Source organism: Bradyrhizobium sp. 45, from assembly GCF_023073155.1.
GTDB lineage: Bacteria > Pseudomonadota > Alphaproteobacteria > Rhizobiales > Xanthobacteraceae > Bradyrhizobium > Bradyrhizobium canariense_D.
Genome location: NZ_JADPIX010000122.1, coordinates 191,835 through 206,436 on the forward strand (window position 1 = coordinate 191,835; position 14,602 = coordinate 206,436).

Below are 14,602 nucleotides of genomic sequence, written 5' to 3' on the forward strand. Positions count from 1 at the left end.
ATCGTTAACGAATCCTTACGCATCCTGCCGCTATCGTGGCCGCCGCGCTGCGCCAAAGGACGAGTCATGAGTGGCGGGACCTCACCGCATCTTCAAGCCGTGCAGGCGGGCTGTCCCGAGCCTTCGCGTTCGCCTTCACGTTCGCCTTGGCGCGAGCTGATCCCGACGCTCTGCATCGCCATCGCAACCATCGGCTTTGTGCCGGTCCTGCACGGGGCGAGCCCGGTCCTGTCCCTGACCGTCGAAGTTCTCGTCGCCATCGCCATCGTGGTTGCGGCTCCAACCTACGCGCCGGCGATCGCGATCTTCGTCCTGTTCTTCCAGAACCTGTTCGTCTCGATCCTGTCGCCGCTGATTTCGGCGCCGTCCGACCTGGACTTCATCAAAGGCTATAATTTTCTCGTCTGCTCCGTGATGTGGCTGACGACATTTGGGCTCTACGTCGCCGGCCAAAGGAACCGGTCGACTGAGGTCAATCAGATCATGCGCTGGGGCGTCGTGACCCTCGCCGTGGTGTCGTTGTATTTCGCGATCGGCTTCGTCCAGGACGGCCAGGCGGCAACGGTCTATCTGCGCAACATCGTGCTGCCGCTGTTCCTGTTTCAGCTCTCGCTGCTGACGGCCGCGACCTATGAGGTTCGCGCCACGCCGTTCCTGGTGACGCTTGGAGTCATTCTGATCCTGTGCGGATACGTCGAGTTTGCGTTTCGGGATTTCTGGCTGGCCGTCACCAACGGCTACACGTTCTGGGGTTTCGACGAGCTCAAGGCGGCCCGCTCCGGCGCTTGGGAAGCCGAGATGCGCGCCACCGGCAACGTGCCGGTCGATCTGAAGGATCGCTTCAGCTTCGACTTTCTCAATACGCCCCTGCTCGAAGGGTTCGGCGTGTCGAAGATCCTCCGCATCCACGGGCCGAATATGCACCCGATCAGCTTCGCGTACGGGATCGCGTTTTTCGGGCTTTTCCTGTTTTCGGTAGGGCGTCCGGTTCTGGCCCTCGTGGCGTTGCCGCTGCTGATCGTTTGCAGCGTGAAGGGAGCGCTCATCGTGGTGGTGTTCGTCGCCACGGCCTGGATATCGACCCGTCTGCTCGGCGCCGTGGTGACGCTATGGCTCGGCTTCGTGGCCTTGATCGTGTTTGCAATTGTCGCGATCCGCGTCGGCTTGCAGATCGGCGACTATCACGTCCTCGGCCTCATGGGCGGCTTGAACGGATTTCTCGAAAAGCCGTTTGGCCGCGGCCTGGGCGTCGGCGGAAATCTGTCGGACGATTATTTCTCGATCGACTGGAGCGCCGCGCAGGCCGCCGGAACGACCAACGGCGCCGTCGAGAGTGCGATCGGGGTCCTGCTGTACCAGATGGGCATCGCCGCCCTCGTTCCGCTGGCGTTTCATTTCGCGGTGGCGCTGAAGGCCTGGCGTCTTTATGCGTTCTCCGGATATCTGACGCAGGGGCTCGCGGGCTTCGGCGTCATGGTCGTGCTGCTGAATGGATTGTTTCAGGAAGAGGCCTTGTTCGCGCCGCTGGCGCTGGGGCTCATGCTCTCGCTCACCGGACTGGTCATCGGCAGCCAGATCAGGGCGCAGACGGTCTCCGTTCCGGATGCCGATCCGGAGCGGCTGGCACACTACCAGCCCGCGACGTAGCCTTTAAAAGCCGTAACCTTTAAAAATTGTGCGGCAGTCCAGGCGTCACCGCCACCCCAGCGCAGGCGCCACATGCGTGAGGATCGCCTCGATGGCGTGCGCGCAATAGTCGACGCCGAGCTGGTTCGGAATCGTCAACAGCAACGTGTCCGCCTCGGCGATCGCCTCGTCCGTTCGGAGCTGCTCGATCAGCACATCAGGCTCCGCCGCATAGGAGCGGCCGAAGATCGCGCGGGTGCGCGGGTCGATGAAGCCGACCTGGTCCTCGCTGCCGCGCTCGCCGCCGAAATAGGCGCGGTCGCGATCGTCGATCAGCGCGAAGATGCTGCGGCTGACGGAGACGCGCGGCTCGCGGGGGTGGCCGGCCTCTTTCCAGGCTGCGCGATAGGTACGGATTTGCGCGGCCTGCTGCACGTGGAAGGCTTCGCCGGTCTCGTCGTTCTTGAGCGTCGAGCTCTGCAGATTCATGCCGTGCCTGGCGGCCCAGACCGCCGTGGCGTTCGAGCCGGCACCCCACCAGATCCTCTCGCGCAGACCTTCCGCATGCGGTTCGAGCCGCAACAGCCCCGGTGGATTTGGGAACATCGGCTGCGGGTTGGGTTTTGCAAAACCTTCGCCGCGCAAGATGTCGAGAAAGACCTCGGCATGACGCCGGCCCATGTCGGCGTCGCTCTCGCCGTCGGCCGGCCCGTAGCCGAAATAGCGCCAGCCATCGATCACCTGCTCGGGCGAGCCGCGGCTGATGCCGAGCTGGAGGCGCCCGCCGGCGATGAGATCGGCAGAGCCTGCGTCCTCCGCCATATACAGCGGGTTCTCGTAGCGCATGTCGATCACGGCCGTGCCGATCTCGACCTTGCTGGTCCTGGCGCCGACCGCGGCCAGCAGCGGAAAGGGCGAGGCGAGCTGGCGCGCGAAATGGTGCACGCGGAAATAGGCGCCATCGGCGCCGAGCTCTTCCGCCGCAACCGCAAGCTCGATGGATTGCAGCAGCGTGTCCGCAGCCGAGCGGGTCTGCGATTGCGGCGAGGGCGTCCAGTGCCCGAAGGAGAGGAATCCGATCTTTTTCATGGAGGCAACATATGGAGGACGGGAGGAGTTTGCGACACTTCGGCCGGAGGAAAGATGACGACCTGGGAAGCGCGTATGGGTAAGTGCCGCTCCTCGAGGGGGAAGCGGACCGAAGCAGACATCGCTGCCAGCTGGCCTTTTGGCCTAACTGAGACATGTGCGCCGCAGGATTGTTGCGTTGCAGAGCGCGTGGATATAAAAGGACGGCGGCGGCAAGATCCTCTGCAACGCCGGCTGCGCTACGCCCCTCCCCGGCATGCGGTACCTGATCCCATGACAAAAGCGCGCGCCGTGCCGATGCCCAGCAACAGCGTGCTTGCGCCGCTTTACGCGGGCGCGGACCTTTTGGACGCCTTTGCAATTCAACTGCCGGCGGGCGCCAGCGATGATGTAGAGGTGCTGGCACGCGCCGCGCTCGAGCGACAGGCGTGGTGGATTCGTGCGCTCACGCGTGTCCGCGATGTGGTGATGGCGGCAGTCGCGGTCAAATCGTCGCGCGCCGTCGGTCTTGCCGCGGCGGCGCGTGGGCCGGTTATCGGCTTCTTCCCGGTGCTGTCAAAGAGTGCGACGGAGTTGGTCGTGGGTGCGGATGACCGGCATCTCGACTTCCGCGTCACCATTCAACTTCGCGCCGATGCAGCAAATGGGCGCGAGCTGGTCGCGGGTACCGTGGTGCATTGCCATAACCGACTGGGGCGCATCTATCTTGCTACGATAGCACCGTTTCATCGCGTGATCGTTCCGGCCAGTTTGGAACAGGCGGCAAGAGCAATGAAGAATTGAGCAGGCTTGGTGGTCGTGACCGGCTGCGGTCGACCAACGAGTCGGCTTCTGGCCCCTCAGCTGACTTGCCGCGCAATCTGTCGAGGACCGCTTGTGACCCGAAGCGGACCTAAGCCGCGAGGAAAACCCCTGGCTGTTTCCGGATGTCTTTCAATCATTGGAGGTTCCCGCGTATGATGGGAGGTCACAAGAGGCCGGCCCATCACAGTACTTGGCGCCGGCCGTCGGGATGAGAATCGCGCCTGAGACGCGATCAAGAACCGGGGGATCGACATGGGTGTGGTGGGTACGACAGCGCGCTGGACGTGGATTTGGCCGGCTCTCGCCTGGGCCATCTTGTTGCTCAGCCTGGTTCTCGGCGGCGGCGGAATTGTATACGCAGCCGCCGGCGCGGCCCTGTTCGGCACGGTCTTCGCCGCCGTATACCACGCCGAGGTGGTCGCTCACCGCGTCGGCGAGCCGTTCGGCACCCTGATCCTCGCGTTAGCGGTGACCGTGATCGAGACGGCGCTCATCGTCTCGGTGATGATCGCAGCGCCTGCCGAGAAAGCCGGACTGGCCCGGGACACGGTCTTCGCGGCGGTCATGATCGTCTGCAACGGCATCGTGGGGGCCTGCCTGCTGTGGGGCGGCGTCCGGCACCGTGAACAGGGTTTCCAGGCGCAAGGCGCCGGCGCCGCTCTCGCCGTGCTCGTCGCTCTCACCAGCCTCACGATGGTGCTTCCGAACCTTGCGGCGCAAGAACTCGGCCCGCTGTACAACACCTCGCAGCTGGTGTTCGCCGCGCTTGCGTCCTTGGTTCTGTACCTGGCGTTCGTTTTCGTTCAGACGATCAGGCACCGTGACTATTTCCTGGCCGCGAAGGGTGCCACGGCGGACGAGCATTCGCCTCCTCCGGACAACAGAACGACCGGTCTGAGTGCCGCTCTCCTCGTCGTCTCCCTTGTGGCCGTCGTGGGCCTTGCAAAGGTCCTGACCCCCAGCGTGGAGAGCGCCATCGATTATCTTCAGGTGCCCAAGGCAGTCGTCGGCACGATCATCGCCGCGCTCGTTCTTCTTCCCGAGGCGGTGGCGGCCGTGAAGGCGGCCCAAAGCGACCGGCTGCAGACCAGTCTCAACCTGGCCCTGGGCTCGGCGCTTGCGACCATCGGGCTGACGATCCCCGCGGTCGCCGCGGTCTCGATCGCGATGGGTTATCGGCTCGAACTCGGGTTGGACATAAAGGATTTGGGCCTGCTGATGCTCACGCTGCTGTTGAGCGTAATCACGCTCGGGACCGGGCGCACCACGGTGCTGCAGGGCGTCGTCCACCTGGTCATCTTCGCCGCGTTTCTGTTTTTCGCGGTGGTGCCGTGATTTGCCGGAACTACGCGGCCGCTCCGAACGGTCGAATTCGGCAGGACTCGAGGAATGCCCGATGATCCGACATCTCGCGCGATTCACCGCTTTGGGCCTCCTTGTCGTCGGCCTGCAGGGCTGTGGAGAGAAGAAGAAGGAAGCGAACGAACAGCCTGTCCGCGGTCTGCGCGCCTACAAGGTCGCTGCGACAGCCGAAAGCCGTGTTCGGCGCTTTCCGAGCGTGCTGCAGCCGGCCGACGTCAGCAGCCTCTCGTTCGAGATCGGCGGGCAGTTGAAGACCGTTGGCCTCACCGTCGGCCAGAAGGTGCAACTCGGGGACGTCCTCGCCGAAATCGACCCGAGATCGCTGCAGAGCCAGGTGGACCAGGCCAGCGCCGGTGTGCAGCAGGCGCAGGCGCAGCTCGACAACGCTCAGTCGGACTTCCAGCGCAAGGAAGAGCTCCTGAAGCGGGGCGTCTCCACCCAAGCGGCTTTCGAACAGTCGAACGCCACCCTGCTCAGCTCCAGGGCCCAAGTTGACCAGGCACGGCGCCAACTCGAATTGGCCAACCAAAACCTGGACCGGAGCAAGCTGCTGGCCCCCTTCGCCGGGACCATCTCCCGGGTCGAAGTCAAATCGTTTGCGCAAGTCGCTGCGGGGCAGCCGGTGGCCACGCTCTACAGCGACGACAGCTTCGAGATGTCCTTTCTGGTCCCGGCCGCGACTTTCCAGAATCTAAAGGTTGGAGCCAAGATTGCGGTCAAGGTCGCCGACAAGCCTGACCTGCCGCTCAAGGGCGAGATCAAGGAGCTCGGGTCGAAGGCGGAGCAAGTGTCGGCCTTCCCGGTTGTCGTCCGGCTCGAGAACACCGCCCCGGGTCTGAACGCCGGCATGTCGGTCGAGGTCACGATCGAAGAGCCCTTGGTCGTGGGTCGCAGCGGCTTCCTCGTCCCGCTCAGCGTGCTTGTGCCCGACGGCGGAAGGGTGCTGCAGAATACCGGGACCGTGTTTGGTTACGACGAGGCAAGTTCGACTGTGAAGAAACGCACCATCACCGTCGGCGGGATCCGGGACAATCGCCTGGTCGTCGTGGAGGGCGTCAAGCCAGGCGATATCCTGGCCTCGGCCGGGGTGTCGTACCTCGCCGACGGACAGAAGGTGAAGCTGCTTCCCTTGGAGGACGCCGCGCCGTGAATCTCCTCACCCGATTCGGACTTGCACGGTCTCGATTCACGATCATGGCCATGATCGGGCTTCTGATCGCCGGGATCGGGCTCTATCCGAACTTCCCGAAGCGCGAAGACCCCGTGATCGTCATCCGGACTGCGGTCGTGTCGGCCCTCTTCCCGGGCATGGCCCCCGAGCGGATGGAAAATCTAGTCGCGATTCCCATCGAACGAAAAGTACGCGAGCTCGCCGAGGTCAAGGACATCAGGACGCTTGCGGGCGAAGGATCCCTGACGATCTATGTCGACTTGAAGGACGAGGTCGCGAACGTCACTGCCACCTGGCAGCGGCTTCGCGACAAGATGGCCGATGCTAAGGTCGAACTGCCCGACGGCGTCGTTGGACCCTTTGTCAACAGCGACTTCGGCGACGTTGCGATCGCCACCATCGCCATCACGGGCGAAGGCTTTTCGCCGCGCGAGCTGAAGGATGCGGCCGAGGATTTCCGGAAGAAGCTGTACCAGATCGCCGGCATCTCCAAGGTCGAGCTTCACGGCGTACAGGACGAACGGGTCTGGCTCGAACTCGATACCCGGAAGTTGGCCGCGATCGGCGTTCAGGTGAACGCTTTGATCAAGGACCTACAGGGGCAGAACGTGGTGCTGCCGTCCGGCAACATCAACGCGGACGGCACGCGCCTCCTGCTGGAGACCTCCGGAGATTTCCCGAACGTGCGGGCGATCGAGACCATGCTGACCCGTGTGGGCAGCACCGACAGCCTGGTCCGGCTCGCTGACATCGTCACTGTCCGCCGGGATTACGTCTCTCCAAAGGTTAAGCCGATCTATTTCAACGGCCGTCCTGCTGTAGTCCTCAGCGTGATCATGCAGCCGGACCAGGATGTCACCCAGATCGGTGTCAAGCTCCGTACGGCGGCACGCGAATTTGAGCAGCGGCTCCCGATCGGCTTCGCCCTCTCCTTCCCCACCTACCAGGCCGATCAGGTCAGCGCCTCCGTCAATTCGGCCCTCTCCAGCGTGGCCCAGACCTTCGTCGTGGTGGCCGTGCTGGTGGTGGTCTTCTTGGGCCTGCGGGCGGGCACCATCGCCGCGATGATCGTGCCGTTCGCCGTGATGTTCTCGTTGATCGGGATGCGGGCTCTTGGGATCGCGCTTGAGCAGGTCTCGATCGCGGCGATCATCATCGCGCTCGGTCTGCTGGTCGACAATGGCGTCGTGATCGTCGAGGACACCGTGAGCCGGATCGGCCGCGGAGTGCCTCCCGAGGAGGCCGGATTGGCGTCCGGAGCACAGTATGCGCTGCCGCTCCTGATCTCTTCGATCACTACGATAGCGGCGTTCTTGCCGCTCATGCTGCTGTCCGGAGCGTCCGGCGAGTATGCGTTCTCGCTCGCGGCCGTGGTGGCGCTCACGCTTGGGGGATCCTGGATCACGGCGCTGTACATCCTTCCCGCTTTGACCGTGTGGCTCATCGGCCGGCGAGCCGGCTCCGGAACGGAGGATGCCGCGCCCTCACGGCTGCAGCGGCTCTATGCCACCGCGCTCGGCCGGGCCTTGCGCTTCTCGCCCATCGTCCTCGCCGGTTGCGTCGCGCTGGTCGTGATCGCGCTTACACAATTCCCACGCATTCCAAAGGAGATGTTTCCGCTCAGCGAACGGAGCCAGTTTCTGGTCTACATGAACATGCCTGACGGGACCGACATCTCGCAGACCGAAGCTCGCGCGCGCGAGATCGAGCGATGGCTGGGCGACAAAACGGCCAACCCTGAAATCTCCAGCCAGATCCTGTACGTCGGAGATGGCGGCCCGAGGTTCTACCTCACCTTGACCCCCGTCCCTCCGGACCCGGCGTCCGCTTTCTTCCTGGTCAATACCACGGACTATCAAGGCGCGGTGCGTGCGGCCGATCGCGCCTGGAAGTATCTCTACGCCAACCATCCGGAGGCAAGCTTCAAAATCAAGCGGCTGGCCATGGGCGCGGTGGAATCCGGCGTCGTGGAGCTCGAGATCTCGGGGTCCGATGGGGACCGGCTGCTTGGCTTCAGCGAACGGGTCCGATCCCTGCTGCAGGCGGCTCCGGACGTGCGCGAGAACGACGACGATTGGGGCAACAAGATCGTCAAGGTGGTCGTCGAGATCGACCAGGACCGTGCCCGCCAGCTCGGGGTGACCTCGGAGGAAGTGACCCGACTGCTGAACACCTACTTCAGCGGCACCGCGGTCTCGATATACCGCGAAGGCGACAACGCCATCCCCATCGTACTGCGCGCCGGCGCCTACACCTCGCAGAGCCTGGAAGGCCTCACCAGCGCCACCTTCGCGAAGAACGGCGGGCTTATCTCGCTGGCGCAGGTCGCCAGGCTGAAGCCCGGGTTCGACTTCGCGCGGATCCGCCGCAAGAACCAGGAACGGACGATCACGGTCACGGCCCGCAGCACCTCCCTGACGGCCGGGCAGCTACTGGAATCGATCCAGCCCCGGCTCGACGAGATGGACATGACCGGCGGCTATCACGTGACCGTGGGGGGCGAGATCCAGAAAAGCGCCGAGACGAACCAGAAGCTGGCCGCCGGCTTTCCCGTCGCGCTCGCCGTGATGGTGCTGGCGATCATCCTGCAATTCAACTCCTTCCGTCGTACGCTCCTGACCTTCGTCAGCATACCGCTGATCCTGATTGGCATTCCGTTCGGGCTGTTGGCGACGGGACAACCGCTCTCGTTCTTCGGCACGCTGGGCATCATCAGCCTGTCGGGGATCATCATCAACAACGCCATCGTGCTGATCGATCAGATCGACATCGAGCGCGAGACGCTCCCGCTGCGGAAAGCCCTCGTCGCTGCGTCGGAAAAACGGCTTCGTCCGATCCTCCTGACGTCCGCCACCACGGTGCTCGGGCTCGCACCGATGGCACTGGCCGGCGGCGCGTTGTGGCAGCCCATGGCGGTGCTCATGATGTCGGGACTAGCCGTCGCATCCGTCCTGACACTCTTCTTCGTGCCGGCAGGATACTTTCTGCTGTTCCGCTCGGCTAAAGGAGCCTGACTCCCTTGTGGCGCGCGCCCCTCAGCCATGGCGAAACCGGGAAGATCTGCCGGTCAACCCTCGGCCTCATCGTCTTGGCGCTGTGCTGCTGCGCCTGCAGCCGCGTGCCTCTGGACACGCTGCTACCCGTCGGACAGGTCGAAGCGGAAGGCGTGTCGGTCGTCCCGCTGCTGGTGGCAACGACGCGCAACCGAACGGCTGCCGGAAATGCAGCGATGTTCGACAGCGAACGGGCGGACCAGGTGAACTACGCCTCCATCGCCGTTTCCATCCCGCCGGACGCATCGCGCACTGTCGGTCAGGTTCAGTGGCCGACTTCCTCGCCCGGGGATCCACGACTAAACTTCGTGACGGTCTCGGCCGAAGCGGCCGAAAAACCGGCATTTGGCGCTGCGCTGGCGGCGGCCGCAAAGAAGCCGCGAGCACGTGGAAGAGTCCTTGTATTCGTCCATGGCTTCAACAACAGGTTCGATGAAGCCGTGTACCGGTTCGCCCAGATCGTTCATGATTCCGGAGCGCCGGGGGCTCCCGTCCTGTTCTCCTGGCCGTCGCGGGGGTCCGTCAGCCTGGAAGCCTACAAGGAGGATGCGGAGAGCGCGGCGCAGTCTCGAGATGCATTTTCGCAAGTGCTCGATGCGATCGCCGCTACTCCGAACGTCAAGGAAGTGACCGTCCTGTGTCACTCGATGGGGTGCTATCTCACGTTCGAAACCTTGCGCGCGCGAGCGATAGCTGGCCGCATTGGGGCCAAGATCAAGAACGTGCTGTTCGTTGCGCCCGACGTAGACGCCGACAGTTTCCGTACGCAATTGCACGACATGGGAGCGGTACGGCCACGCTTCGCATTGTTCGTGTCGCGGGACGATGCCCCATTGAAGCTATCGAAGTCTCTCCATGGAGGCGCAATCCGCCTCGGCGGCATCGATCCGGACCAAGAGCCGTATGCCGCTGAATTTCGGCGGGAGGGCGTCGAGCTATTCGATTTGACCCGCCTGCATGGACGCGCTCATTCGCGAGCGTTCGACGACGTGACGACCGTCATGAGTATGATCCAGGCACGCCTTGTCGGCGAGCAGCAGGGTACGGGCGGCGTCTCGAGGCGCCAGGGAGCCGCGCTGCGATGATACGGTGGAGTGGACTCGCATTGCTCATTCGGAAGGCATCGGCCGAAATCGAAACCCAATCAGTTGGAAGGCGCCCTTGATCAAGCGCGGAGAAACACCATCCGATTCCATAGCTGAGGAAATCCCTGAGCCCCTGGCAGAGCCGATTTCCCATTCTTCCGCGGGGCGCGGTGTGCTCACCTACCTGCTCTTGATGGCGGTCCAATTGTTCGGATCGGATTTCATCGTATGGAAGGGCCTGCCGGCCTTCCGGGAGCTAGTGCTCGCGCCTGGTCAGCAGCCGGCCAATACGCCCTATGACGACAATCTGACCCTTGCTGTTCTCATGCTTATGCAGGCGGCTTACTGGTACCGCCTCTTGAAGGTGGCGATCCCGTTCAAAGGCGGACGGCTGTCCCTGAGCCACCTCTTCCTGTTCCTAGGCCGGCTGAACTTCATCTTCGGCAGCGCTGTGTTCTCGATCGTGCTGTTTCGCCACCTTCCCGAACTCGGCCCCGATACCGACGTGGTCTTGATGGCCCGACGTGGGGTGTTGATGGTGATTACGCTGTTCGCGCTGTTCTGCTTCACGTTAGAACTCGAGCGTCTGGGGGATGCACTTGGCGAGAACAAACGAGAGTAGCGCATGCGGCTCGACCGCGCTCTCCACCGAGGTCTGCCGGAGACTATCACCGCTACTACCAGGCCGCCGCGATTACTGTCCAATTTCCTCCTGTGCTTCGGAGGGACCAGGGATCCCGAGCGGAGCGACGCGAAGTCACCGTACTCTGCGATCGCCCCCCTTTAAGAGAGCACTGTCATGACCGCTGTTGGCCCCTAGCTGACTCACAAGGCGGGACTGGCTATGTCCGGTTTCGCGGACAGAGCGGACACCGGCTACCCCGCGAGCTATCGGGTTTACGACTACGCTCCCCAGCGCATCCGGGCGCGCATCGACGCCTGCTGTGTTGAATGGATTCAAGTCGGAGGACGGTTGCTTCGAGCCTCCGCGCGGGACGCGGTGTGAAGCTCGAGGATATCGATACGGAGTAGCGGTTGGGGCTCGCCCTGCCACGCGTGCCGCGACAATGGCATCTTGCGCCTGTTTTGCCCGACGAGTCAATATTTCGTCAAAACATAATTTCGGTTTTTCCGTTATCTCACCCCGCGGATTCAACGGATTCGGCAATCGCCTAAGTCATTGATCCCGCTCATGCCGGCTACTGTGCATGGGGTTGTTTTCGAGGTTTTTGTTTTGAGGGCGACAATGCGAAGCTGAACCGGACCTGATCCGGCTCGCCCGCTACTTCATCACCCGCAAATTCTTGGTCGTGAACCGCTGCGTCTTGCCGTCTGGACGAACCGGCCGCCGCGTGCCGGCGGCCTTGCCGGTGCCGGGCGGCTGGTGCGCGGGGACCAGCTGGTCGGGGCGCGAACCGATCAGATCGGCGCGGCCCATCTCTTTCAGGGCTTCACGCAGCACCGGCCAATTGTCGGGGTCATGGTAGCGCAGGAACGCCTTGTGCAAGCGACGCTGGCGCAGGCCCTTGATCGCCTCGACCTTGTCGCTGCCACCGCGCCGCACGCCGCGCAGTGGGTTGACGCCGGTGTGGTACATCGCCGTCGCGGTCGCCATCGGCGAGGGCAGGAAGGTCTGCACCTGATCCGCGCGGTAGCGGTTCTTCTTCAGCCATAGCGCCAGGTTCATCATGTCCTCGTCGGTCGTGCCCGGATGTGCCGCGATGAAATACGGGATCAAATAGTATTTCTTGCCGGCCTGTTCGGCCGCGGCATCGAACATCCGCTTGAACTGGTTGTAGGCGCCGATGCCGGGCTTCATCATCTTGTCGAGCGGCCCGCGCTCGGTATGTTCGGGCGCGATCTTGAGATAACCGCCGACGTGATGGGTGACGAGCTCCTTGATGTATTCGGGGCTCTCGACCGCGAGGTCGTAGCGCACGCCGGAGGCGACCATCACCTTCTTGATGCCCTTGGTCTCGCGCACCTTGCGATAGAGCCGGATCAGATCGTCATGCGAGGTGTTGAGATTCGGGCAGATCTCGGGGAAGACGCAGGACGGCCGCCGGCACGCGGCCTCGACCTTCGGGTCCTTGCACGCCATCCGGTACATGTTGGCGGTGGGACCGCCGATGTCCGAGATCACGCCGGTGAAGCCCGGCGTCTTGTCGCGGATCTTCTCGATCTCGCGCAGGATCGAGCCCTCGGACCGGTTCTGGATGATGCGGCCCTCGTGCTCGGTGATCGAGCAGAAGGTGCAGCCGCCAAAACAGCCGCGCATGATCGTCACCGAGAACTTGATCATGTCCCACGCCGGGATCTTCGCGTCAACGTAGGACGGATGCGGGGCGCGCGCGTAAGGAAGATCGTAGACGGCGTCCATCTCCTCGCTGGTCAGCGGAATCGGCGGCGGGTTGAGCCAGAGATCGCGATCGCCGTGGCGCTGCACCAGCGGCCGCGCATTGCCGGGATTGCTCTCCCGGTGCAGCACGCGTGACGCGCGCGCATAGGCTTCCTTGTCCTGCTCGACCTGCTCCAAAGCGGGCAGCCGGATCACGGTCAAGCCTTTCGTGCGCGAAGCGCCCTCATCGGCGGAGTCGATATCGTCGGCGTGCAGCTCGGTGTAATCGTCGGGCACGCGGCGGAACAGCGCGACGCCCCTGATGTCGTCGAGCTCGCGCGGCGCCTCGCCGGCGGCGAGACGATTGGCCACTTCGACGACGGCGCGCTCGGCATTGCCGTAGAGCAGCAGGTCCGCCTTGGCGTCGGCCAGCACCGAGCGGCGCACCTTGTCGGACCAGTAATCGTAATGCGCGATCCGGCGCAGCGAGGCCTCGATGCCGCCGAGTACGACCGGGACGCCCTTGAACGCCTCGCGGCAACGCTGCGCGTAGACGACGGTGCAGCGGTCCGGCCGCTTGCCACCTTCGCCGCCCGCGGTATAGGCATCGTCATGGCGCAGGCGACGATCCGCGGTGTAGCGGTTCACCATCGAATCCATGTTGCCGCCGGTGACGCCGAAGAAGACTTTTGGCTTGCCCAATGCCTTGAACGGCTCGGCCGAATGCCAGTCCGGCTGCGAGATGATGCCGACCCGAAAGCCCTGCGCCTCCAGCAGCCGGCCGATGATGGCCATGCCGAAGCTGGGATGGTCGACATAGGCATCGCCCGTCACCAGCACGATGTCGCAAGCGTCCCAGCCGAGCGCATCCATCTCGGCGCGACTCATCGGCAGGAACGGCGCCGGCTTGTGCGGGCGTGCCTGCGCCATCAGGGGTTTTTCGGCGGCGATGATCTGGATGTCCATGGCGCATACGCATAGGACTCCGGGCCTCCGAATACAACCGACGGGCAGGTGAAAGATCCGGTTCCGCGACCGGCAGCCCGGGCGTGCGACCGCGTTAACCGTTCGCGAGCGCCGCCATCAGCTGTCTGCACCTTCTCGGGTCACGCGCAGGAACCAACTGCCCTCGCGAACATTCTGATGCAGGGTTGCGCTGGGCCCGGCTGGCGCGCGCTCGCCTCCGGGGTGTAATATTGCCTCGATGTTCGCCCCTGGCGGATGGGGGAGCCGTGAGTACAGTCATAGAGAACTTGCTGCTCCGAAAGCAGAAGCTGGTTGAGCAGCTCGAGAAGGCGCCCACGGCCGAGGACCGCGACAAAATCGAACACCAGCTCGAACAGATCAACACCGCGCTGGATTTTCTGGACAGGCCCGGCACGAAAAATGCGCGGTAGCAGCGCTCAATCGACCTGCAGCGCTTTGGCGTAGACCACGCCAGAATTGGTGACGTGCGTGGTCATCAGCGTCGCGAAGGCGGCAAACTCGCCGCGGGCGAACAGATCGAGCAGCTTGCGATGCTCGTCGAAAGACGTGCGCGTGCGCACGTCGATCGGCGAAGTCAAATTGGTGCGGAGTGCCGCGACGCGGCTAGATGCGAGCTGATAGGATTCGGCGAGATAGCGGTTGTCGCAATGGGCGAACAGCGCCTCATGGAAAGCGGCATCGGCGCGGCCATAGGCGATGTTGTCCCTGGCTGCAATCGCCGGCTCCATCGCCGCGATCGCCTCGCTCATCGTCGCGATCGCACCGGCGCGATCATGGCGGAAGGCGAGCTCAGCGGCCTTGGGCTCCAGCGCGATCCTGAACGTGCAGAGCGCGGTGATGTCTTCCGCGCTTGGCGTAAAGACAAAACTGCCGACCTGCGGCCGGATCACGACGAGGCCCTGCGCCTGCAGCTGACCCATCGCCTCGCGCACCGGGGTGCGGCTGACGCCGAAGGAGTTTGCCACCATCTCCTCGGAGATGGCGGCGCCGAGCGCGAACTCGCCGTCGATGATGGCCTGGCGCAGCCGCTGCATCACCCGCTGCGACAGCGATTTCGGCGCATCGAGCTTCAGCGATCGCATTGGCT

At 63.8% G+C, this 14,602-nt stretch carries 11 protein-coding genes; 8 read left to right on the forward strand and 3 right to left on the reverse strand.

The annotated features are described in order from the left end of the window. Positions 1 to 66: 66 nt before the first annotated feature. Entirely contained in the window at positions 67 to 1,647 is a 1,581-nt protein-coding gene (locus IVB42_RS21185; protein ID WP_018453044.1) for a hypothetical protein, read from the forward strand. A 45-nt stretch (positions 1,648 to 1,692) separates the two neighbouring features. On the opposite strand, the gene IVB42_RS21190 is transcribed toward IVB42_RS21185, so the two are convergent. Then, positions 1,693 to 2,715, reverse strand: a complete 1,023-nt coding sequence (locus IVB42_RS21190; RefSeq protein ID WP_018453045.1) for an LLM class flavin-dependent oxidoreductase — start codon at positions 2,713 to 2,715, stop codon at positions 1,693 to 1,695. A gap of 273 nt (positions 2,716 to 2,988) precedes the next feature. On the opposite strand from IVB42_RS21190, the gene IVB42_RS21195 reads away from it, so the two are divergent. The 6 genes from IVB42_RS21195 to IVB42_RS21220 all read left to right on the forward strand — a co-directional run bounded on the left by IVB42_RS21195 (position 2,989) and on the right by IVB42_RS21220 (position 10,812). Further along, positions 2,989 to 3,498 (forward strand): DUF2867 domain-containing protein, encoded by a 510-nt coding sequence (locus tag IVB42_RS21195; RefSeq protein ID WP_018453046.1) that lies wholly within the window; start codon positions 2,989 to 2,991, stop codon positions 3,496 to 3,498. A gap of 273 nt (positions 3,499 to 3,771) precedes the next feature. Further along, entirely contained in the window at positions 3,772 to 4,854 is a 1,083-nt protein-coding gene (locus IVB42_RS21200) for a hypothetical protein (protein ID WP_018453047.1), read from the forward strand. A gap of 61 nt (positions 4,855 to 4,915) precedes the next feature. Then, the gene (locus IVB42_RS21205; RefSeq protein ID WP_247376290.1) at positions 4,916 to 6,031 is read left to right on the forward strand and encodes an efflux RND transporter periplasmic adaptor subunit; all 1,116 of its coding nucleotides are present in this window, start codon (positions 4,916 to 4,918) and stop codon (positions 6,029 to 6,031) included. After that, positions 6,028 to 9,066, forward strand: a complete 3,039-nt coding sequence (locus IVB42_RS21210; protein ID WP_346659061.1) for an efflux RND transporter permease subunit — start codon at positions 6,028 to 6,030, stop codon at positions 9,064 to 9,066. The genes IVB42_RS21205 and IVB42_RS21210 overlap by 4 nt, the downstream gene beginning before the upstream one ends. A gap of 5 nt (positions 9,067 to 9,071) precedes the next feature. Continuing rightward, the gene (locus tag IVB42_RS21215) at positions 9,072 to 10,190 is read left to right on the forward strand and encodes an alpha/beta fold hydrolase (protein WP_018453051.1); all 1,119 of its coding nucleotides are present in this window, start codon (positions 9,072 to 9,074) and stop codon (positions 10,188 to 10,190) included. Positions 10,191 to 10,266: 76 nt separating this feature from the next. Next, positions 10,267 to 10,812: a hypothetical protein gene (locus tag IVB42_RS21220; RefSeq protein WP_018453052.1), complete on the forward strand. Its 546-nt coding sequence runs from the start codon at positions 10,267 to 10,269 to the stop codon at positions 10,810 to 10,812. Between the two features lie 660 nt (positions 10,813 to 11,472). Here the strand turns inward: IVB42_RS21220 and IVB42_RS21225 are convergent. Further along, a complete protein-coding gene (locus IVB42_RS21225) occupies positions 11,473 to 13,494 on the reverse strand; it encodes a YgiQ family radical SAM protein (RefSeq protein ID WP_018453053.1) in 2,022 nt (673 codons plus the stop codon). 266 nt (positions 13,495 to 13,760) lie between these two features. Here IVB42_RS21225 and IVB42_RS21230 point away from each other — a divergent pair, with 266 nt between their 5' ends. After that, on the forward strand, positions 13,761 to 13,925 hold the full coding sequence (locus tag IVB42_RS21230) for a hypothetical protein (protein WP_162847272.1): 165 nt from the start codon (positions 13,761 to 13,763) through the stop codon (positions 13,923 to 13,925). Positions 13,926 to 13,931: 6 nt separating this feature from the next. Here IVB42_RS21230 and IVB42_RS21235 read toward each other — a convergent pair whose 3' ends face one another. After that, the gene (locus tag IVB42_RS21235) at positions 13,932 to 14,597 is read right to left on the reverse strand and encodes a GntR family transcriptional regulator (RefSeq protein ID WP_247369103.1); all 666 of its coding nucleotides are present in this window, start codon (positions 14,595 to 14,597) and stop codon (positions 13,932 to 13,934) included. Between the last annotated feature and the right edge of the window lie 5 nt (positions 14,598 to 14,602).